At 66.3% G+C, this 21,709-nt stretch carries 18 protein-coding genes; 11 read left to right on the plus strand and 7 right to left on the minus strand.

Annotated features, from left to right (window positions below; all coding sequences use genetic code 11):
- Positions 1–15: 15 nt before the first annotated feature.
- Positions 16–2,028, minus strand: a complete 2,013-nt coding sequence (locus QF031_RS08565) for a M3 family metallopeptidase (RefSeq protein ID WP_307426631.1) — start codon at positions 2,026–2,028, stop codon at positions 16–18.
- Between the two features lie 86 nt (positions 2,029–2,114).
- Here QF031_RS08565 and QF031_RS08570 point away from each other — a divergent pair, with 86 nt between their 5' ends.
- Positions 2,115–3,473 (plus strand): ferredoxin reductase family protein, encoded by a 1,359-nt coding sequence (locus QF031_RS08570; RefSeq protein ID WP_307426634.1) that lies wholly within the window; start codon positions 2,115–2,117, stop codon positions 3,471–3,473.
- 58 nt (positions 3,474–3,531) lie between these two features.
- Here the strand turns inward: QF031_RS08570 and QF031_RS08575 are convergent, their stop codons facing one another.
- Positions 3,532–4,287, minus strand: coding sequence for a type 1 glutamine amidotransferase (locus tag QF031_RS08575; protein ID WP_307426637.1), 756 nt, complete (start codon positions 4,285–4,287; stop codon positions 3,532–3,534).
- Positions 4,284–5,576, minus strand: coding sequence for a Mur ligase family protein (locus QF031_RS08580; RefSeq protein WP_307426640.1), 1,293 nt, complete (start codon positions 5,574–5,576; stop codon positions 4,284–4,286). Before QF031_RS08580 ends, QF031_RS08575 begins: the two co-directional genes overlap by 4 nt.
- A gap of 90 nt (positions 5,577–5,666) precedes the next feature.
- Here QF031_RS08580 and pdxT point away from each other — a divergent pair, with 90 nt between their 5' ends.
- From pdxT to QF031_RS08625, 9 genes are all read left to right on the plus strand, one after another.
- Complete coding sequence (gene pdxT / locus QF031_RS08585; RefSeq protein WP_307426643.1) at positions 5,667–6,377, plus strand: pyridoxal 5'-phosphate synthase glutaminase subunit PdxT; 711 nt, start codon at positions 5,667–5,669, stop codon at positions 6,375–6,377.
- Between the two features lie 3 nt (positions 6,378–6,380).
- Positions 6,381–7,136, plus strand: coding sequence for a YebC/PmpR family DNA-binding transcriptional regulator (locus QF031_RS08590; RefSeq protein WP_018761454.1), 756 nt, complete (start codon positions 6,381–6,383; stop codon positions 7,134–7,136).
- A 68-nt stretch (positions 7,137–7,204) separates the two neighbouring features.
- Entirely contained in the window at positions 7,205–7,783 is a 579-nt protein-coding gene (gene ruvC / locus QF031_RS08595; RefSeq protein ID WP_307426647.1) for a crossover junction endodeoxyribonuclease RuvC, read from the plus strand.
- A gap of 92 nt (positions 7,784–7,875) precedes the next feature.
- Positions 7,876–8,520 (plus strand): Holliday junction branch migration protein RuvA, encoded by a 645-nt coding sequence (ruvA, locus tag QF031_RS08600; RefSeq protein ID WP_307433242.1) that lies wholly within the window; start codon positions 7,876–7,878, stop codon positions 8,518–8,520.
- Positions 8,513–9,598: a Holliday junction branch migration DNA helicase RuvB gene (ruvB, locus tag QF031_RS08605; protein ID WP_307426650.1), complete on the plus strand. Its 1,086-nt coding sequence runs from the start codon at positions 8,513–8,515 to the stop codon at positions 9,596–9,598. The genes ruvA and ruvB overlap by 8 nt, the downstream gene beginning before the upstream one ends.
- A gap of 210 nt (positions 9,599–9,808) precedes the next feature.
- Entirely contained in the window at positions 9,809–10,216 is a 408-nt protein-coding gene (gene yajC / locus QF031_RS08610) for a preprotein translocase subunit YajC (protein ID WP_307426653.1), read from the plus strand.
- Positions 10,217–10,316: 100 nt separating this feature from the next.
- On the plus strand, positions 10,317–12,074 hold the full coding sequence (gene secD / locus QF031_RS08615) for a protein translocase subunit SecD (RefSeq protein ID WP_307426656.1): 1,758 nt from the start codon (positions 10,317–10,319) through the stop codon (positions 12,072–12,074).
- Complete coding sequence (gene secF / locus QF031_RS08620) at positions 12,074–13,087, plus strand: protein translocase subunit SecF (protein ID WP_307426661.1); 1,014 nt, start codon at positions 12,074–12,076, stop codon at positions 13,085–13,087. The genes secD and secF overlap by 1 nt, the downstream gene beginning before the upstream one ends.
- A 168-nt stretch (positions 13,088–13,255) precedes the next feature.
- Complete coding sequence (locus QF031_RS08625; protein ID WP_307426664.1) at positions 13,256–15,646, plus strand: RelA/SpoT family protein; 2,391 nt, start codon at positions 13,256–13,258, stop codon at positions 15,644–15,646.
- On the opposite strand, the gene QF031_RS08630 is transcribed toward QF031_RS08625, so the two are convergent.
- From QF031_RS08630 to QF031_RS08640, 3 genes are all read right to left on the minus strand, one after another.
- Entirely contained in the window at positions 15,527–16,300 is a 774-nt protein-coding gene (locus tag QF031_RS08630) for a hypothetical protein (RefSeq protein ID WP_307426667.1), read from the minus strand. The two genes, QF031_RS08625 and QF031_RS08630, sit on opposite strands and share 120 nt — an antisense overlap.
- 100 nt (positions 16,301–16,400) lie before the next feature.
- The gene (locus QF031_RS08635) at positions 16,401–17,912 is read right to left on the minus strand and encodes a DUF349 domain-containing protein (protein ID WP_307426670.1); all 1,512 of its coding nucleotides are present in this window, start codon (positions 17,910–17,912) and stop codon (positions 16,401–16,403) included.
- 66 nt (positions 17,913–17,978) lie between these two features.
- Positions 17,979–18,797, minus strand: a complete 819-nt coding sequence (locus QF031_RS08640) for a peptidylprolyl isomerase (protein ID WP_307426673.1) — start codon at positions 18,795–18,797, stop codon at positions 17,979–17,981.
- A gap of 229 nt (positions 18,798–19,026) precedes the next feature.
- Between QF031_RS08640 and hisS the strand changes: the two genes are divergently transcribed.
- Positions 19,027–20,397: a histidine--tRNA ligase gene (gene hisS, locus QF031_RS08645; protein WP_307426676.1), complete on the plus strand. Its 1,371-nt coding sequence runs from the start codon at positions 19,027–19,029 to the stop codon at positions 20,395–20,397.
- A 9-nt stretch (positions 20,398–20,406) separates the two neighbouring features.
- On the opposite strand, the gene QF031_RS08650 is transcribed toward hisS, so the two are convergent.
- Positions 20,407–21,660 carry an APC family permease gene (locus QF031_RS08650; protein ID WP_307426679.1) on the minus strand — a complete coding sequence of 418 codons (1,254 nt, stop codon included), beginning with the start codon at positions 21,658–21,660 and terminating at the stop codon, positions 20,407–20,409.
- Between the last annotated feature and the right edge of the window lie 49 nt (positions 21,661–21,709).

Below are 21,709 nucleotides of genomic sequence, written 5' to 3' on the forward strand. Positions count from 1 at the left end.
AGCAATCGATGAGGGTTAGTCGAGGCCGCGGCGCTTTAGCAGGGGTTCGAGCTTTGCGTCCCGGCCGCGCAGGATCCGGAAGGACTCCAGGGGGTCGCGGCTGTTGCCGCGGCTGAGGAGTTCCTGGCGGAAGCGGTCGCCGTTGGTTCTGGTGAGGCCGCCGTTTTCCCTGAACCAGTCCACGGTCTCGGCGTCCAGTACTTCGCTCCAGATGTAGGAATAGTAGCCCGCGGCGTATCCGGCCCCGGCGAAAATGTGCTGGAAGTAGCCCGTCCGGTACCGCGGCGGGATCAGTGGATGGGCGATTCCTGCTGCGGCGAGGGCCTTCGCCTCAAACTCCAGCGCGTCGTCAGGTACATCGCCCGGCTCCAGTGTGTGCCAGGCCAGGTCGAGCAGGGCCGCGCCAAGGTATTCGGTGGTGGCGAAGCCCTCGCCCCAGAGCCGGGATTCGTTGAGCCGGTCCACAATGTCCTGCGGAAGCGGCTCGCCAGTGACGTGGTGGCGTGCGTAGTTGGAGAGCACCTCGGGCCACATGATCCACATCTCGTTCACCTGCGACGGATACTCCACGAAGTCCCGTGGCACGGAAGTGCCGGAGAAGCGCGGATACGTGACATCTGAGAACAGGCCGTGCAGGGCGTGGCCGAACTCGTGGAAGAGGGTTCGGAGCTCGTCCAGGGTCAGGAGGGTGGGCTCACCCGCCGGTGGCTTGGAAATGTTGAGCGTGTTGATCACAACGGGCTTGGTGTCCAGCAGGGCCGACTGGTCCACGAGAGAGTTCATCCATGCCCCACCGCGCTTCGATTCACGCGCGTAGTAGTCGCCGAGGAACAAGCCCAGGCTGGAACCGTCCTCATTGCGGACCTCCCAGATGCGCACGTCCGGATGGTAGCCCTGGAGATCCGCCCGCTCATGGAAGGTGATCCCGTACAGCGACGTGGCGGCAAAGAACACCCCGTCGCTAATCGCCCGGTTGAGTTCAAAGTACGGGCGGAGGGCTTGTTCGTCGACGTCGTATTTCTCCCGCCGGACCTTCGCGGAATAGTAGGCCCAGTCCCAGGCTTCCAGCGGGTGCCCGGCCACCTCCGCCAGGGCTGCCGCCTCGGCGTCTGCGTTGCGGACGGCCGCCGGCGCCATCCGGTTCAGCATCGTCCGGACTGACTCGAAGTCCGGGGCCGTCTGGCGGTCCGCCACCAGCTCGGCATAGTTGGCGAAACCCAGCAGCTGGGCCTTTTCCGCACGAAGCCCGGCCGCTTCCCTTGCCAGGTCCAGGACGTCCAGGCTGCCGCCGCCACTGCCCCTGGCCACGGATGCTTCGAACAGGCGACGGCGGACGTCCCGGTTCTCGAGCGAGGCCAGGGCAGGCTGGTTGCCGGGCTGGATCAGGGTCAGCAGGTATTTGCCGTCATGCCCGGCGGCACGGGCAGCCTCCGCGGCGCTGGCGACGTCGTCGGCCGGCAGGCCCGCCAACTCATATGCGTCCTCCAACAGCAGGGCAGCGGATTTCATGCCCTCTTTGACCCGCTGGCCGAATTCCGTGCCGAGCCGGGCGAGGTCGGCGTTGATGGCCCGCAGCCGCTCCTGGCCAGACCCGTCCAGCTGGATGCCTGACTGGCGGAACTCCTTAAGGTACTCCTCGACTAAACGGGCGGATTCGGGATCGAGGCCGGCCGTATCGATGGCGGCAAAACGCTCGTACAGCCTCCGGTTCAGGAACACCTCGTCCTGGTGGGCTGAGAACCGTGGCGACAGCACCGTTTCGAGTTCCCGGATCGGCGCCGACGCATCCGCAGACACCAGGGTGAAGAATGCCGCGGCCGCCCTGTCCAGGAGCTGCCCGGCGCGTTCCATGGCAAGTGCAGTGTTGTCGAACGTGGCTGGCTCGGCGTTGTTGGCGATGGCCTGGAGTTCGTCCAGATGTGCAGCCAGACCTGCTTCGATGGCTTCGCCGTACTGCTCCGGGGTGAGTTCGGCGAAAGGTGGAAGGCCATAGGGCAGGGGACTGGCAGTCAGCAGGGGGTTCGTCATGGGGTAAACCTTTCACAGCGGGGCACGCTTCTCAATTACCAACCAATGGCGACGCGCTCCCAGCCTGCATCCCTACAATTGCCGCTATGACTGAACGTGGCAGGGCAGGGGCCGGTTTTGCGGGCGTACCGTTCCGATGGGTGGGGCCGGGCGTCATCATGCTGCTGGTGCTGGCGTACGGCATCTTCTGGTACCTTGCGCGTCCGGCAAGTGAGCCCATTACCGGGCATGTAGGGCAGCTCTTCGGCGGTGAATCCGTGCTGCTGTATTCGATCGCGCTGGTCCTTGTCAGCACCCTTCCCCTTGTGGAGCCGGTTTTCGGTGGCATCGACCATGCTGCAATCTGGCACCGCAGGGCTGCCATCACGGCAACTATCTTCCTGTTGCCGCACATCGAGCTTGCGTCCAACCCGGACGCCACAAGCCTCGGAAAAACCCTGGCCGTGGTGGCCATCTGCGGCCTAGCCGCCCTGGTGGTGTGGGCAATCCTGCCACGCTGGCGGACCATGCTCCCGGCACCTGTCCGCAGCCTGGCCGTTACCGCGCTGCACTCCAAGCCGTTCCGGGTGGCAGCCCGCCTGCTGGGCGGCTACGAACGGTGGCGGGGCTTTCACCGCCTGACCGGCCTGTTTTTGGCTGCCGGGTTCCTGCACGGCCTGCTGGATGCCAGCGCGTTCGAGGCCGTACCCGGACTGCGGTGGAGCTACGTGGCGATCGGCGGGACGGGCCTGGCCTTCTACGCATACCGGGAACTGCTGGCGCGCCGCTTCCTGCCGCACCACGACTACCAGGTGGCCGGAGTCCGGCCGGTGGCTGCCGACCTGGTGGAGGTGGCGCTCCGTCCCCTGGGCCGCCCGCTGGCTTTCAAACCCGGCCAGTTCGCCATGGTCTATCTCGAGACGGCGGACGGCTGGCAGCGGCACCCTTTCTCCATCTCCGGACCTGCCCCGGAGGGCGGGATCAGCATCACGGTGAAGGCCCTGGGCGACCATACGGCCAGGCTTCCCGACGTGGTACAACCCGGCATGCCTGCGGTTGTTGGTGGTCCCTATGGCCGTTTCGACCGCCACCGCGGCACTGCCCACCAGGTCTGGATTGCGGGAGGGGTTGGCATCACGCCGTTCCTCAGCTGGCTGCGCTCCCTCGACGGTGAGTTGCAGGAAGATGTCCACCTCTTCGTCACGTCGGCAGGGCGCTCCCCGTTTGCCGATGAGATTACCGCCGTCGCCGGGAAGCATCCCCGGCTTAAGGTGCATCTGGTGGACACCGTTGCGGATGGCCGGCTGACCCCCGAAGCAGTCCTGGCCTCGGTGGGGACTGAGCCCCGGCGGCTGTCGGTCTTCATGGGTGGCCCGGACACCATGCTCCGGCAGTTCCGGAAAGCCTTCCGGGCGGCAGGTGTCCGCAGGGCCAACATCCACCGGGAGTATTTCCAGTGGCGCTGAGCCCCTGCTAAAGGCTCACGGGCCCCAGTTCAATGCCGCGGTCCCGTACGGTTGCGCCTCAGCGGGGCCGGCGGGCGGCGTGCTCCCGGGCCAGGACGGCGTAAGTGTCGTCCGGGTTGCCGGGGGAGAAGCTGCCGAATTTGCGCTCCGCAGCGGTACGGATGAGGAAGTCCGCGATGGCCGGGTTCTTGGGCAGCAGCGAGCCGTGCAGGTAGCTGGCAACGATGTTGCGGTAGCGGGCGCCTTCGTGGCCGTCGTTGCTGTTGTTGCCCGTTCCCTTGGCCACGGTTCCGAGCGGCCGGACTCCGTTGCCCAGCGTCGTTTGGCCGCTGTGGTTTTCATAGCCCAGGACTTCGCCGAACTCCGTGGTCGAAACCTTGACGTTACCGATCAGGCGCTCATCTGTCCCGTGCGTTTCCACGTCCAGGACGCCGATGCCCGGGATGACAGCGCCCGTGCGGGTTTTGAAGAAACGGCCGAAGAGCTGGTACAGGCCGCAGATGACCAGCATGGGCGCGCCGTCCTCGGCCAATTCCTTCAGTTGGCCGGCCCGGGCCTGCAGGTCGTCCTGGATGACCAGTTGCCCGCTGTCCTGCCCGCCGCCGCCCACAATGATATCCACACCGTCAGGAAAGGGATCGCCCACGTTGTACTCGAGCAGCTCGGGGGTGTACCCGTGCCACGCAATCCGCCGCTGCAGGACCAGGGCGTTGCCCCAGTCCCCATAGATGTTCATGTCGCGGGGGTACAGCTGGACCACGCGGATGGTGCCCTTGGACTGGTCAGCAGCCGTCACTGCCTCTGCCGGATTCACGAGACAACCTCCACGGTGGTGATTTTGGACAGCTCGCGACGGATGGCAAGCATGGCGGTGTAGGTGCAGAAGATCCGCTTGGGCTTGCCCCGGCCTTCCCTGACGAAGGCCGTCAGGGCGGCGGGGATCTCCGTTTCCACGGCTCCGACGGGAACCTGGTCGTACTGCAGCCGCAACGCCATGTCGTAGGCCCGCGACCCGGTGACCATGTCCACGCCGCCCTCCCGGAGGGAATCGAATTCCACGTCCCAGAGCCAGGACATGTCGCGGCCGTCGGCGTAGTTGTCATTGATCGCGATCATGGTGGCGTAGCCGCCGGCAGGGAATGACTTCAGGCCCAGCCGGAAACCGCTGGGGTTCTTCACCAGCACCAGGTCCAGCGGCTGGCCGTCCACGGTAAGGCTTTCACCGCGGCCAAAGGCGGGGGCCACCTTGGACAACGCCTCGAGCAAGGTGGCGTGGTCCGCCGTGGCGGCGCCTGCGCCGCAGATGCTGCGGGCAAGGGTCAGGGCCGCAGCCGCATTGAAGATGTTGTATACGCCGCGCAGCTTCATCGCCGTGGTGACCGTACCGCCGTCGTACTCAAACTCGGCGCTGTCCGCGCCCACCTTCCGGAGCACGACGTCGGCAACCGGCTTTTCCGGCAGGCCCGCCGGGGCGGGGCTTCCGGGAGCAGCCCGCATGTCGTCGTCGTTGGGAAAGGTCCCCAGCAGGGAGTCGTCAAGGCCAAAGTACTTGACCTCCTGGCCCGTCAGGGTGTCCGCGATGCGTGCCACCCGCGGGTCCTCACGGTTGAGGACCACGGTTCCGGTGGTCTTGGCGGCGATGTGCTGCAGGAGCTGGGCGGTCTTGTCGATCTCGCCAAAACGGTCCAGCTGGTCGCGCAGCACGTTAAGGAGGAGGCAGTACCGGGGCGGGACACTGTTCACGAAATGGACTGCGTGGGCTTCGTCGAGTTCCAGGACGGCAATGTCCGCGTCCAGCCTGCCACGCCAGTCCACCTCACCCAGGAGTGCTGCCGCCACGCCCCGCGTGAAGTTGCTGCCGGTGCGGTTGGTGAAGACCTTCAGGCCCTGGCTTTCCAGCAGTTCCACCACCATTTTGGTGGTGGTGGTTTTGCCGTTGGTGCCGCTGACCACCGCCACGCCGTGCGGCAGGGTGGTGAGCGTCCGCCGCATGAAGCCGGGGTCGATTTTCTCGACCACCAGGCCCGGCAGGGCGGACCCGCCGCCCCGCAGCCGGGACACCCTGCGGACCAGCTTGCCGAGCGGAACACTGTAGAAGACCATGTTTTGAATATATCCCAGCAGCGGCATGCAACCGCTGCCGGCCCGATGCATGCGGCAGCTGCCATAGGCGCCGGGCCGTATGCTGGAGGGATGACAAATCCCCTTTCTGCTGATCCTGCGCGCGTGGGCTCAGGCCTGCGGATTGGTGTCCTGGCCCTCCAGGGAGACTTCCGGGAGCACCTGCGCGCCGCGGAAGCTACCGGTGCACATGCCGTGCCCGTGCGCCGTCCGGAGGAGTTGGACGGTCTGGACGGCCTCATAATTCCCGGCGGCGAGTCCACCACCATCGACAAGCTGGCCCGGGCCTTCGACCTGGCCGACCCAATCCGGAAATACATCGCCGAGGGTCTGCCCGTTTACGGTTCGTGCGCGGGCATGATCCTGCTTGCCTCGGACATCGCCGACCCGGCAACCGATCTCTCCGGTGCCGCCCAGCAGACGTTCGGCGGCCTTGACATCACCGTCCGCCGCAACGCCTTCGGACGTCAGCGTGAATCCTTCGAGACCGACCTTGACTTCAAGGGGCTGGACTTCAGCGCCACCGACTCGGGTGTGGAACCGGTGCATGCAGTCTTCATCCGCGGTCCGTGGGTGGAGCGGGTGGGTGCGGACGTGGAGGTCCTGGCGCAGGTGGAACCGGCGGACCCCGGCCAGGCGTCGCACGCGGCATCGCTCCCGGGGACGGCTAGAATTGTGGCAGTGCGTTCCGGCCAACTGCTGGCCACCTCTTTCCATCCGGAAGTGACCGGCGAGAAACGCGTACACGAACTTTTTATCCGAATGATCAGAGGAGAAGCGTAAAGCATGTCAGGCCACTCCAAATGGGCAACGACCAAGCACAAAAAGGCGATCATTGACAGCCGCCGCGCAAAGTCGTTTGCCAAGCTGATCAAGAACATCGAAGTTGCCGCCCGGATGGGCGGACCGGACCTCGCCGGCAACCCCGGCCTGGAACTCGCCGTGACCAAGGCCAAAAAGACCTCGGTTCCCAATGACAACATCGACCGCGCCATCAAGCGCGGCGCCGGCCTCACCGGCGAAGTGGTGGACTACACCGAGATCATGTACGAGGCCCGGGGCCCCCAGGGTTCGGCCCTGCTCATCGAGTGCCTTACCGACAACAAGAACCGGGCAGCATCCGAGGTCCGGCTGGCCATCTCCCGCAACGGCGGCACCATCGCCGACCCCGGTTCCGTCAGCTACCTCTTCACCCGCAAGGGCGTGGTCAACCTGCCCAAGAACGGCCTGAGCGAGGACGACGTCCTGATGGCCGTCCTTGATGCAGGTGCGGAGGAAGTCAAGGACAACGGCGAGACCTTTGAGATCCACTCGGAACCCGGCGACCTGCAGGCCATCCGCGAAGCACTGACCGAAGCAGGCATCGAATACGACACCGACGAGGTGGAATTCGTGCCCTCCATGCAGGTGGAGCTCGATGTCGACGGCGCACGGAAGTTCCTGAAGCTGGCAGATGCCCTCGAGGACCTCGACGACGTCCAGAACGTGTACAGCAACGCCGACCTCAGCGACGAAGTCCAGGCCGCCCTGGAATCCGAGTGACGTCCCGCCTTGCCAACTAGCCCTCCGCCGGCGTTGCGGCCGGGTTCCCCGTCCGGAGCGGAGCAGCAGTGAGCCTCCGCGTCCTCGGGGTTGATCCCGGCCTCACCCGCTGCGGCATCGGCGTGGTGGATGTCGAGCGGAACCGACGCGCCAGCATGGTGGCAGTCGGCGTCGTGGGCACATCCCCGGACGAGACCCTCGACCGCCGCCTGCTGGTGATTGCCACGGCCATCGACGAGTGGCTGGACCGCTACGAGCCCGAGGTGCTCGCCGTCGAACGCGTTTTTTCGCAACTCAATGTGAGCACCGTGATGGGCGTGGCCCAGGCGTCCGGCGTGGTGATCGCGGCGGCAGCCCGGCGGGGAATCCCGGTGGCCCTGCACACGCCGTCGGAGGTCAAGGCGGCCGTGACCGGAAGCGGGTCCTCCAATAAGGAGGCCGTGACCAAACTGGTCACCAAAATCCTCCGGCTGGACGCCCCTCCGCGCCCTGCCGATGCGGCCGACGCGCTGGCGCTGGCCATCACGCATGCCTGGCGGGCCGGAAGCGGCGCCGCCGTGGCCACGACCGGTCCCGGCAGCTCATCCCTGACCCCCGCCCAGCGGGCATGGGCGGAAGCCGAGTCAAAGGCGCGCCGCGCACGCTGATTGTCCCTGCTGCTTGCTAGGGTATTCGTAGATATGTTCGGATAGCCGTGCCCTCACCCTACGAGGCCGGCCAGTACCACGGGAGCCCGGCCTTGATCAGTTTCCTCCGCGGAACGGTAGCGCACGTTGGCCTGTCCACCGCCGTGATTGACCTTAACGGTGCCGGGATTAGCGTCAACGCCACCCCACAGACGCTTAGCCGGCTGCGCGTGGGTGAGGAGGGCCAGCTGTTCACCTCCCTGATCGTCCGGGAGGACTCGCTCACTCTTTTCGGCTTCGCCTCCGACGACGAACGTGAGGTCTTTGACATCCTGCTGAGCGTCAGCGGCGTTGGCCCGCGCCTTGCCCTCGCTGTCCTGGCCGTGCACGATCCCGAAGCGATCAGGGTGGCGGCGCATACGGAGGACAGCAAGACCTTCACCAAGGTCCCGGGAATCGGGCCCAAGGTGGCCGGCAGGATCGTGCTCGAGCTTGCCGGAAAGCTCGTACCCCACGGCACCGCCGCAACGCCCGGAGCTGCCACGCCTGCCGAAGCCGCCTGGAAGCCCCAGGTTGTGGCAGCCATGACCAGCCTGGGATGGTCGGAGAAGGACGCGTCCGCCAGCATCGACAAAGCGCTTTCCGACGAACCCGAAGTGTCCTTCCGCGGCAACGTGCCCGAGATCCTCCGCACCACCCTCCGGTGGCTGGGCCAGGACGGCGCCCGGGCCGGCAACCGCGTAGGCACCCGTGGCTGAACCCTCACTGGTTGCCGCGGGGGAGGAGCCGGAAGAGCGTGCCATCGAGGCGGCGCTGCGGCCCAAGAACCTGGACGACTTCGTTGGCCAGCACCGGGTGCGCAAGCAGCTGTCGCTGGTGCTGCAGGCCTCCCGGATGCGTGGACGCACCGCCGACCACGTGCTGTTCTCAGGCCCGCCCGGCCTGGGCAAGACCACCCTTGCCATGATCGTCGCCGCGGAGATGAACGCCCCGCTGCGCCTCAGCAGCGGCCCCGCCATCCAGCACGCAGGCGACCTCGCAGCGATCCTGTCCTCGCTGTCCGAAGGCGAAGTCCTGTTCCTCGACGAGATCCACCGCATGTCCCGGCCGGCCGAGGAAATGCTGTACATGGCCATGGAGGACTTCCGCGTCGACATCGTGGTCGGGAAGGGTGCCGGTGCCACCGCCATCCCGTTGGAGCTGCCGCCGTTCACCCTGGTGGGCGCCACCACCCGCGCCGGGCTGCTTCCGGGACCGCTGCGCGACCGCTTCGGCTTCACCGGACATCTCGAGTTCTACTCCGTTCCGGAGCTGGAGCTGGTTTTGCGCCGTTCTGCCGGGCTGCTGGACCTGAAGGTCAATTCCGCCGGTTTCGCTGAGATCGCCGGCCGTTCCCGCGGTACGCCGCGTATCGCCAACCGCCTGCTGCGGCGCGTCCGGGACTGGGCGCTGGTGCACGGCATCGAACAGATTGACGCCAGGGCCGCCTCCGCCGCCCTGGACATGTACGAGGTGGACAAGAAGGGTCTGGACCGGCTGGACCGGGCCGTCCTCGATGCCCTCATCACCAAGTTCGGCGGCGGTCCCGTGGGCCTTTCCACCCTCGCCATCGCCGTCGGCGAGGAAACCGAAACAGTGGAGACCGTCGCGGAACCATTCCTGGTCCGGGAAGGACTGCTGGGCCGGACGCCCCGCGGCAGGATCGCACTGGCGCCGGCGTGGACGCACATGGGCTACGCCATCCCGTCCAATGTTTTCGCCCAGGAGCAGCTGGACCTCTTTGAACCTGGCGTGGAGGCTCCCGCAACGGGGGAATGGGCGCCGGAGGGCCAATAGCAGACTCCCTTCAGCTTTTCCCTTTAGACTGGTATGACGCCCGGCACGTTCGGGTCTTTGTTTCGCGGGTGGCCATGATGCCCCCGTCGCTTGGGGAAGGAACACGTCAGGCGCTCTGCCTGCACCAGCAGCCCGCCCCGGCCGAAGCGAAGCCAACGTCGCTGGAAAACCAGCTACACCAGTAAAAGAACGGAATTCCCCTTGGATCCAATGTCAATTCTCCTGTTCGTCATGCTCGGCGTGTTCATCTTCATGATGTTCCGCCGCAACAAGAAGACGCAGCAGCAGCAGGCAGAGCTCCAGTCGAAGTTTGGCCCGGGCGTGGAAGTCATGACCAGCTTTGGCCTTTTCGGCCGGATCGTGGACATCGACGAGGCCGACAACAAGGTCACCCTTGAGCTTTCCCCCGGCAACCTGGCCACCGTCCACCGCCAGGCCGTCACCAAGGTCGTCGAGCCTGCTGCGGAAGCCACTGCCGAGCCCGCAGCTGCTTCGCCGGTGGTGCCGGACGATGCCTCCTCCCTCACCACTCGGGAAACCGGGAGCACCGCCACCGACGCGGAGACTCCGGAAGAAACTCTGAAGCGCCTCAACGACGAGGGCAAGAAGGACAGCTAGGCCCGCTGGCCCCTTTCCTCCCTCTACCGCTGCGGACCACCGCCGGCGCAGGCCACAGCCCGCGCCGGCGGTTCCTCCGCGAATAAGAGAAAGATCGACAATGGCACGAACTGGCCGCAAGAAGCCGGGGCTCCGCGTCCTGGTCTGGCTTGGCGTAATCCTGGCGGCGCTGACCGCCGTCCTGGCCGGCGGCACCATCGCCGGGCAGGCGAGCTGGGCGCCCAAACTTGCCCTGGACCTTGAGGGCGGCACGCAGATGATCCTCGCCCCGAAGGTGGAGGGCGGTGCTGACATCAACGAGCAGCAGCTTAACCAGGCTGTGGCGATCATCCGCCAGCGCGTTGACGGCTCCGGCGTCTCCGAGGCCGAAATCAGCACCCAGTCCGGGCGCAATGTGGTGGTCAGCCTCCCCGGCACCCCCTCCGCTGAAACCCGGAACCTGATCCAGGCCTCCGCGGACATGAACTTCCGCCCCGTCCTCCTCAACGGTGACGGCGCCCCGGTGCCCCCGGAAAAGCGGACTCCCGAGGACCAGCTGCCGAAGCCGACCGCTGCACCGGCCAACAGCAGCGACACCAACTGGATCACCCCGGAGATCTACAAGCAGTTCGAGGCACTCGACTGCAACAGCCCCGCCGCGGAAAAGTCCGAGCGGTCAGATCCCACCAAACCGTTGGTCACGTGCGAGCCCGCCACCGACAAATCCCCGGCGATCAAATACATCCTGGGCCCCGTGGAGGTGAAGGGCAGCAACATCGTCACGTCGTCCTTCCAGCTGCAGCAGGGCGCGCAGGGTGCCGTCACCAATGACTGGGCCGTCAACATCCAGTTCGACGCCGAAGGCACCGCCAAGTTCAAAGAGGTCACCGAGCGCCTGAACCAGTTCTACGTGGCCGCCGGCGGTGAGTCGGGAACCGACCCGAAGGCACAGTTCGCCATCGTGCTGGACGACCAGGTCATTTCCGCGCCGCGTGCGCTGGCCGTCATCACCGACGGACGCCCGCAGATCACCGGCGGCTTCACCGAGCAGACCGCCAAGGCCCTGTCCGACCAGCTGAAGTTCGGTGCCCTTCCCATCAGCTTCGACATCCAGAGCGAGCAGCAAATTTCCGCGACGCTCGGTGGAGAGCAGCTGCGCATGGGCCTGCTGGCAGGCCTGATCGGGCTCCTGCTGGTGGTGGTCTACTCGCTGTTCCAGTACCGTGCCCTGGGCTTTGTCACCATCGCTTCGCTGGTGGTGGCCGGTGCCCTGACCTACCTCGCCATCGCCATCCTCGGCTGGACGGAAAACTATCGCCTGTCCCTTGCGGGCGTCGCCGGCATCATCGTGGCCATCGGCCAGACGGCCGACTCCTTCATCGTCTACTTCGAGCGCATCCGCGACGAACTGCGTGAAGGACGCGGCCTGGTGTCCGCCGTCGAAAACGGCTGGAAGCGCGCCAAGCGCACGGTTCTTGCCTCCAAGGCAGTCAACCTCCTGGCCGCCCTGGTCCTGTACTTCGTGGCTGTGGGCAACGTCCGTGGCTTTGCGTTCACGCTGGGCCTGACCGCCATCGCCGACCTCATTGTCGTGTTCATGTTCACCCACCCCACGCTGCAGCTCCTGGCCCGCACCCGCTTCTTCGGTGAAGGCCACAAATTCTCCGGCCTCGACCCGGAACGGCTGGGTGCGGTGCCGCTGTACCGTGGCGCCGGACGCGTCCGCACCCCGGAGGACCGCCCTGTGGTGGTCCGCAGCAAGAACACGGGTGCGGCGGCCGAAGCTGAACGCCGCATGACCATCGCTGAACGGCGCCTGGCAGAGAAGCAGGAACAGCTGGCCGGCTCGTCCAAAACCTCCGCGAAGGAGAACAAGTAATGTCAGGCTTCGCCACATTCGGCAACGAGCTTTATACGGGCAAGCGCTCGTACGACTTTGTCGGCGCCAAGAAGATCTGGTTCATCATTGCCGCGGTGGGGGTGGCCCTGTCGATCATCATCCCGGTGGCGAAGGGTGGCTTCAACCTCGGTATCGAGTTCCGCGGCGGTTCCGAATTCACGGTCTCCAATGTGAAGACCACCGATGCCACCATCGGCGAGAAAGCTGTCACGGACGTAGTACCAGGAAGTGTCCCGCGTGTGGCCAATGTGGCCGGCAACACCATGCGCATCCAGACGGACAAGCTGACCGACGACGAGACGCTGAAGATCAAGCAGGGCCTCACCAGCGCCTACGGCGTCACCGACAATGAGGTGACCTCCACATTCGTTGGACCAACCTGGGGTGCGGACGTGACCAAGCAGGCGCTGATCGGCCTGGTGGTGTTCGTGCTGCTGGCGGCGCTCCTCATGGCGCTCTACTTCCGCACCTGGAAGATGTCCCTCTCGGCGCTTGCCGGCATGGCCGTGACCATGTTCATCACGGCCGGGGTTTACGCCTTGAGTGATTTTGAGGTGACGCCGTCTGCCATCATCGGGTTCCTGACGGTCCTCAGCTACTCGCTATACGACACCGTGGTGGTCTTCGATAAGATCCGCGAGAACACCTCCGGCATCGACTCGTCCACGCGGCGCACCTTCGGGGAGGAAGTGAACCTGGCGGTGAACCAGACGCTGGTGCGGTCCATCAACACCATGATGGTGGCCATCCTCCCCGTCGGAGCCATCCTGTTCATCGGTGCCGGGCTCCTGGGGGCAGGAACGTTGCGCGACCTGTCCCTGGCCTTGTTCGTGGGGATCCTGATCGGCACCGCGGCGACCATTTTCGTGGCCGCCCCGATGTACGCGTGGCTCCGCCAGGGCGAGCCGGAACTGGTCAAGCAGGCACGGCGCGTCGAGCAGCGCCGGGCGGGGGCAGAACGGTCAGCTCCGGCATCCCCGGCCAGGGCCTGACCGGAAGCCCCAGAGCCGGCGGGCGACCGCAGGCAGCTTCAAGGCCAAGAAGGGCCGGGCGGCGCAGACAATGCGCGGCCCGGCCCTTGCGGCTTCTGTCCCGGTTATAAATGTGGCCGCCCGGAGGAATAGACTGGGGTAATTAAATCGGTGGTGAGGGGTACTTCATTGGAAGAGCGTTCGGCGTCGGCGCCAACGGCACAGGAAGAAAAGAATTCAGCCGGTCTGCAACCCGGTGCGGCAACCCCCGCGCGCCCTGGTTCCCTGGTTCCTGTCGACAATTCGGGTTCCCGCGCCACGTTCCCCGGCCGTCGGGAACGTACCCGCTCCCGCCTCGCCCGCCTGACGGGCCGCGGTACCGCCACTTACTCTCCCATCCTGGAACCCCTGCTCCGCACGGTCCGCGCCAACAATCCCAAAGAGGACTTCGACCTCATCCAGCGCGCCTTCGACGTAGCCGAGCGCAGCCACCGCGGCCAGAAGCGCAAGAGCGGGGACCCGTACATTACCCACCCCGTGGCCGTGGCCACCATCCTTGCTGAGCTGGGCCTCAGCGGCACCACGCTGGCGGCAGCCCTGCTGCACGACACCGTGGAAGACACCCCCTACACCCTTGCTGACCTGAAGCGGGATTTCGGGCCGGAAGTGGCCATGCTGGTGGACGGCGTAACCAAACTGGACAAGGTCAGCTTCGGCGAGGCCGCCCAGTCGGAGACCGTCCGCAAAATGGTCGTGGCCATGGCCAAGGACATCCGCGTCCTGATGATCAAGCTGGCCGACCGGCTGCACAACGCCCGCACCTGGCGTTTTGTGTCGGCCGAATCATCTGCCCGCAAGGCGCGCGAAACCCTGGAAATCTTTGCTCCGCTGGCGCACCGCCTGGGCATGAACACCATCAAGTGGGAGCTCGAGGACCTGTCCTTCGCGGCGCTGTACCCCAAGGTCTACGAAGAAATAGTCAGGATGGTGGGGGACCGCACCCCGGAGCGGGAAAAGAGCCTCGGCGTCATCCGCGACCAGATCACCGAGGACCTGCGCGCGGCCAAGATCAAAGCCACCATCACCGGCCGGCCCAAGCACTACTACTCCATCTACCAAAAGATGATCGTCCGCGACAAGGACTTCGACGACATCAACGACCTCATGGGTGTCCGCGTCCTGGTGGACTCCGTCCGGGACTGCTACGCGGCCCTGGGCACCATGCATTCGCGCTGGAACCCCCTGCCCGGCAGGTTCAAGGACTACATCGCGATGCCCAAATTCAACATGTACCAGTCCCTGCACACCACCGTGATCGGGCCAGGCGGCAAACCGGTGGAAATCCAGATCCGCACGCATGAGATGCACCGCCGGGCCGAGTACGGCGTGGCGGCCCACTGGAAGTACAAGGACCAGCCCAACCGCACCGCCGTGGGCCCCGGAAGCCCCCGCGACGGCGACATGGGGTGGCTGCGCTCCCTGGTGGACTGGCAGCAGGAGACGTCCGACCCGGGGGAGTTCCTGGACTCGCTCCGCTTTGAAATCAACGCCCGCGAGGTGTTCGTCTTCACGCCCAAGGGCGAGGTCATGGCACTGCCGGCAGGATCGACGCCGGTGGACTTCGCCTACGCCGTACACACCGAGGTGGGCCACCGCACCATCGGCGCCAGGGTCAACGGCAAGCTGGTCCCGCTCAACAGTGAACTGAACCACGGCGACTGGGTGGAGATCTTCACCTCCAAGGCGGAGGGGGCCGGGCCGAGCCAGGACTGGCAGCACTTCGTTAAGAGTGCCCGGGCACGGAACAAGATCCGCCAGTGGTTCAGCAAGGAACGCCGCGAAGAAGCGATTGACCGCGGCAAGGAGCTGCTGACCCGCGCCATGCGGAAGCAGAATCTTCCGCTGCAGCGGCTGATGACGCACGAGGCGCTGGCTGCCGTTGCGGAGGAGTTCAAGTACGCGGACATTTCCGGGCTGTATGCCGGTGTTGGCGACGGGCACACGTCCGCGCAGTCCGTCATGGAAAAGCTGATCGAAAGCCTGGGCGGCAACGAGAGCGCCGATGATGACGTCGAAGAGGTCAGCATCCCCACCCAGGTCAGCAAGGCCCGCTTCTCCGACTCCGGCGTGGTGGTCCGCGGTGTGGGCGATGTCTGGGTCAAGCTGGCCCGCTGCTGCACTCCGGTTCCGCCGGATCCCATCCTCGGCTTCGTGACGCGCGGGTCCGGTGTCTCCGTCCACCGGACCGACTGTACGAACATCTCGGACCTGAAGGACCAGCCGGACCGGATCGTGGACGTGGACTGGGCGCCCACCCAGTCGAGCGTCTTCCTGGTGGAAATCCAGGTTGAGGCCCTGGACCGCAAATCCCTGCTTTCGGACGTAACCCGGGTGCTGTCGGACAACCATGTCAACATTCTCGCGGCCAGCGTCCACACCTCCACTGACCGCGTAGCGATCTCAAAGTTCGCTTTCGAGATGGGCGACCCGAAGTACCTCAGCCACGTCCTGAGCGCCGTCCGACGGATCGACGGGGTTTTCGACGTCTACCGCACCACCGGGAACAAACGCCGGAGCTAGCAGGGCAAGTTTTTCCAAAGCCGCGCGCTTGTGCGGGACCCGGGGCGTCGCCTCGATGGCCCGGACCAGGAGGCGCAGTTTCACGTCCTGTTGCGGCCGGGCCAGCAGCCCGGCCAGGGCGGGTACGGCGCGCTCAGCATCCACATGCAGGGCAATATCAAGGGCTGTCCGCAAGGGGCTGGACACCATCAGGCCGCCCAGGCTGATGACATCGAACGGGCCCAGTTTCACCTCGTGCAGCGTGCAGCCGCGCGTACTCCGCAGGCTGGACACCCTCCGCTTCGAGTCCACCAACAATGCCAGCCTGTCAGGTTCTGCCGCGCAGCCGTAGATCCAGGCCGCCGTCATGCGCCCTGCAACAACGCGCTGCCGGATTGCCGCCGGGACAGCCCCTGCCGCCGCCCGCGCCCGCAACTGTGGCGACGCGGGGATTCCGGGGAGCGTGTAGCCCTGCTGATGGAACCGGGCCAGCAGGCCGTCCGCCGCAAGGGACTGCAGCTCCGGGCCGGCGAAGGGGCCGCCGGGGGCGTAAAGTTCCGGAAAGCGGGGTGCTGCGGCGGCATCTGCAGCATTGTCCTGGCGGCCCGCCCGGGCGGCATGGGTACGGGGTTCCCTGCCTGTGCCGGCGGCGGATGGAACTGGGGGAGAGGCCATAAGCCCATCCTGCCCGGAACCCTCTTAACCGGCACAGGCCCCGTCCCCGTTATGTGGATAACGGGGACGGGGCCTGTGCCGTCAGCTTAGGACGGGAAGGTCAGGACAGTTCGCTGGCGGAACGCTGCAGCTGGTCCAACCAGGCCTGGCGCGCTTCGAGGGCTTCCTGGGCAGCCTTGATCTTGCGCTGGTCGCCGCTCTTCTCGGCCTCAGCAAGGTCTTCCTGGAGCCCGGCGATGGCGGATTCCAGCTGGGACAAGGCGCTGTTGGTGCGTGCCTTGCGCTCCGGGTTCGACCGCTGCCACTGCTCTTCCTCCGCGTTGCGGACGGCGTCTTCCACCTTCCGCAGCCCAGCTTCGATCCGGCCCATGTCCGCGCGCGGCACCTTGCCGGCCTCTTCCCAGCGGTCGCGGATGGACTGCAGGGCCTTCTTGGCCGCTGCCAGGTCCTTGACCGGCAGGATGGTGTTGGCCTCGGCCAGCAGTGCCTCCTTCACCGTGAGGTTGGCGGAGTATTCCTGGTCGATCTCGTCGTTGGCGGCCTGGCGGGACGTGAAGAAGACGTCCTGGGCGGCGCGGAAGCGCGCCCACAGCGCGTCGTCGTCCTTGCGGCTGGCCCGGGGTGATGCTTTCCACTGGTCCATGAGCCGGCGGTATTCGCCGGCGGCGTAGCCCCAGTCGGTGGAGGTGGACAGGGCTTCAGCCTCGGCGATCAGCTTCTCCTTGGCAGTCTTGGCCGCGGAGTTGTTGCTGTCCAGCTGGGAGAAGTAGGCCCTGCGGTGGCGGTCGAAGACGGTGCGGGCGGCCCGGAAGCGCTTCCAGAGAGCGTCCTCGTTGCTGCGGCCCAGGCGCACGCCGCTCTTCTGGGCTGCCTTCCAGTTCTCAAAGAGCTCATTCATCCGGGCGCTGGAGGTCTTCCACTGCGTCTGCGCGGGATCTTGGCCGGAAATCTGCTCAGCCTCGGCAACAATGGCTTCGCGCGCTGCCAGCTCGGAGGCCCGCACAGCATCGTGCTCGGCCTTTTCCGCTTTTTCCAATTCGCTGATCTGGCTGGCCAGCATATCCAGGCGCGCCTCCGCAGCCCGGAGGTCGCCCAGCATGTTCCGCTCGGCAAGCTGCTCACGCAGGTGGGTCACCGTCTTCTGCATGTCGGTGCTGGGCGCCTTGGAGCTGACCCGCTGTTCCAGCAGCACGATCTGTGCCACGACGTCGTCGTACTTCCGCGCAAAGTAGAGCAGCGCTTCGTCGTCGCTGACGCCCGGGTACTGCCCCACAGGGTGTTCGCCGCCGTCGATCGTCACATAAACGTGGCCGTCGCCCTCCACCCGGCCCCACTTGGAAGCCTCGGCGACAGACGTACTGGGTGCGGCCGGAGCCGGCGCGGCGGCTGGAGCGGCGGCAGCAGGCTTGGGCCGGGAGGCGAAGGCGGCCGGAGAGGGCGCGGACGGCCGCGGTCCGGGAGCCGGCGCAGGCGCAGCGGCCTCCGCGGGAACCTCCGGGGCGGCAGGTGACTGCTCGGCATTCGCATCAGGACCCGTGCTTTCACCGGCGGCCGGAGCCGTCGTTTCGGTCAGGTCTGTTGCTGTTTCGTCGGATTTCTGACTGTCTGTCACCGCTAAAAGTCTTTCGCTTGGAGGGAAATACTCACGTACTCACCGTTGCCAGTCCGGCCCGGCTTCCTACTTCAGAGAAAACGAGTCTATCGTGACTGGTTGTTTTGGTGCGCCGTCCGTGTCGCTGGCTTCCGGCGTGACTCCGGCGGCCGCAATGGTGGAGACGGCGTCAAGGCCCGACGTCACCTTTCCCACCACCGTGTAGCCTCCTGCGGCGTCCGCCGGGATGACGGTGTCCTTGTACACGATAAAGAACTGGGTTCCGTTGCCGTAGGCATTGTTGCCGGTGCGGGCAACGGCAATGGTGCCGGCAGGGTATGTGTTGTCAGCCGGGGTGTTCTCGAGCGGGCCCCAAGTGTAGTTCGGGTCGCCCTGCCCGTCTCCGTTGGGGGATCCGCACTGCAGGACGCCGAACTTCTCTGCGGTGGTCAGCCGGTGGCAGGTCTTGCCGTTGAAGTAGCCTTGGTCGCTGAGGGATTTGAAGACGGCGGCTGCCTGCGGTGCTTTGGTCCCGTCCACTTCCACACCGAGCGGGCTGCCGTTCAGCACCAGCTGGCCGGTGAACGTCTTTCCGGCCGCCGTGCCCGCAGCCGGGATGTTCGGCCCGTTGGTCGCCGGTGCGGAAGGGGTGGCGGAAGGGCTTGCGGAGGCGGATGGTTCCGTCAGCCCTGCCTGGGCGGCGGCGTATTCGTCCTCGGTGGGGTTGCCGGCGAACGCGGTGAGTTGGAGCACGACGGCGAGCACCACGGCGGCGGTCCCCGCGCCGGCGGCAACAAGGTTGTCGCGCTTCCGCCGCTTTTCCTGGCCGCGCCGGAGCTCACGCTTGGCTTCCATTTGCTGGATGCGCCGTTTTGTTTCGCGTGCACTGCGTGGACTGGCCGCCAAGGGTCCTCCTCATCGTCGGGCTGCTGGTGCCCGGTGGTTGGCCGCCGGGCGCAGGTGTCAGGGCCAGGGTTTGCGGGCCTGCTGCATTAGAGATGCACAGGGATGACGCATAAACTGGCTGCCGCACATAGTTTATGCATGGCTGGCTGTGCTGCCGCCGTATGCCGCCGCCGAGCGGCGCAGGCCGGCAGTTCCGGCGCACCTTCCATTCCTAAGGAGAACCTTCCCCATGGCACGCACCGCCTCCCTGTCCGGATTCCCCGAGTGGCTTCCCGAGGAGCGGCTGGTGGAGCTGCATGTGCTGGATACCCTGCGCAGGGTTTTTGAACTGCACGGATTTGGTTCGATCGAGACCCGGGCGGTTGAGACGGTGGGCCAACTGCTCCGCAAGGGGGAGATCGACAAGGAAGTGTACGGCCTGAGCCGGCTCCAGGAGGATGAGAGCGACAACCCCGTTAAAGGCGGCAAGGCCGACCCCCACGCGCTTGCCCTGCATTTTGACCTGACCGTGCCGTTTGCCCGGTACGTGGTGGAAAACGCCGGCTATTTGTCCTTCCCGTTCCGCCGCTACCAGATCCAGAAGGTGTGGCGCGGCGAGCGGCCGCAGGAAGGGCGGGCCCGCGAGTTCACCCAGGCGGACATCGACGTGGTGGGCGACGGCGAGCTCCCGTTCCGTTATGACGTCGAGATCGCGCTGGTCATCGCCGAGGCACTCAGCGCCCTGCCCATCCCCGACTTCCGGCTCCGGATCAACAACCGGAAGCTCGCCGAAGGCTTTTACCGGGGCATTGGGCTTGAGGACACAGCGGGCGTGCTGCGCAGCATCGACAAGCTCGAAAAGATCGGACCCGCCAAGGTGGCCGAACTGCTGAAGAGTGAACTCGGCGCTTCGGACGAGCAGGCAGCCAAAGCCCTCCAACTGGCCGCCATCCGCACCGAAGACACGTCCTTTGTGGCGCAGGTCCGGGCCTTGGGCGTAAGCGATGAACTGCTCGATGAAGGCCTGGACGAACTGGAACAGGTCATCGATGCCGCCGTCCAGCGGGCCCCCGGCAAGGTCCTGGCGGACCTCAGCATTGCCCGCGGCCTGGACTACTACACCGGAACGGTGGTGGAAACGGTACTGGTGGGCCACGAACAGCTTGGCTCCATTTGCTCCGGTGGCCGCTACGACGCCCTGGCATCGAAGGGGAACCGCAAGTTCCCTGGCGTTGGCCTCTCCATCGGGGTCACCCGCTTGGTATCCCGGATCCTGAGCCAGGACCTGGCCAAGGCTTCCCGCGCGGTTCCCACTGCGGTCCTGGTGGCCCTCAACCATGACGACAGCTGGGGCGCTGCCCAGGACGTCGCTGCCCTGCTGCGCAGCCGGGGCATCCCCACCGAGGTCGCTGCGAAGGCGGAGAAGTTCGGCAAGCAGATCAAGTTCGCGGACCGCCGGGGCATACCGTTTGTCTGGTTCACCGACGAGGACGGCACCTACCAGGTCAAGGACATCCGCACCGGCGAGCAGGTCCTGGCAGCCCCCGAAACATGGATGCCGCCGCTGGAGGATTTGACCGTCCAGGTGGAAACGACTGCGCCCGCACCGGCCTCGGTGTAGCCCGGAATCCTACGGCCGGGGCTGGTGCTGCCGGAAGCGCAGCACCACCCAGCGCCCGGCGACCCCCGCCGCGAGGACCGCCGCCATGGTCAGGACAGACGCCCCCGGCAAGGTGAAGGCCAGCACTACGCATCCCAGGAATCCCACCGCGTTGAGCCAGCGCGGAGCGTAGCCGGGATGCCCGGCGAGCGTGTAGGCGGACGCGTTGGCAATTGCGTAGTACACCAGCACGCCGAAGCTTGAAAAGCCCACCACGGTCATCACGTCGGTGGTCAGCAGGAGCACAATGACGACGGCGGCCACGGCGATTTCCGCGACGAACGGAACAGTATGGGTGCCGCCCACCTTTGCCAACGGTCCGGGGAGGTCACGCTCCCTCGCCATGGCAAGCGTTGTCCGCCCCACGCCCGTGATCAGCGCCAGGAGCGCGCCCAGGCATGCGGCGGCGGCTCCCGCCTGCACCAGCGGCGCAGCGGCGCCCAGCCGGGAGTCCAGCACCGCGTCCAGCAGGGGAGTCCTGGTGGCGGCCAGCCGGTCCCCGAGATGGGCAAGCAGCAGCAGCGCCAGGACCAGGTAGATGGCGAACGCAGCTGCCAGGGCTGCGAGGATTGCCCTCGGAATAGCCCGCGCCGGATTCCTGACCTCTTCGCCCAGCGTGGCGATCCGGGCATAACCGGCAAACGCAAAAAACATGAGCCCGGCGGCCGGCAGGACACCAGCCACACCTGCGGGCGGCGCACCAGCCGTGGCTGCCGCCGGGTGCGGTCCCAGCACGGCTGCGACGGCAACAAACACCAGCGTCGCCAGGACCAGGCACAGCAGGACCCGGGTCAGCAGGGCGGTCCGGGTGATGCCCAGCAGGTTGACCCCCGTCAGGACCACGACGGCGGCGACGGCCACGGGAACGGCATAGTCGCGGGCAACATAGTTGCCGAACGTCAAAGCCATGGCCGCGCAGGAGGCCGTCTTGCCCGTGACGAACCCCCATCCGGCCAGGAAGCCCGGCCATTCGCCCAGCTGTTTGCGGCCATACACGTAGGTTCCACCGCTGGTGGGGTACTTTGCGGCGAGGGCCGCGGAAGCGACGGCGTTGCAATACGCCACGACGCCGGCAACCACCACGGCCAGGACCAGCAGGTTTCCGGCAAGAGCAGCGGCCGGGGCGAACACCACGAACACACCCGCGCCCAGCATGGATCCCAGTCCAATGGCGGTGGCATCAAAGGTCCCGAGCCGGCGCTGCAGCTGCTGTGGTTCATTCATGCGGCGGCAGTCCCTTTCCAGCGGGTAAACTCGGACGGGATCGTTCCCG

Source organism: Pseudarthrobacter defluvii, assembly GCF_030816725.1.
Taxonomy (GTDB): domain Bacteria; phylum Actinomycetota; class Actinomycetes; order Actinomycetales; family Micrococcaceae; genus Arthrobacter; species Arthrobacter defluvii_A.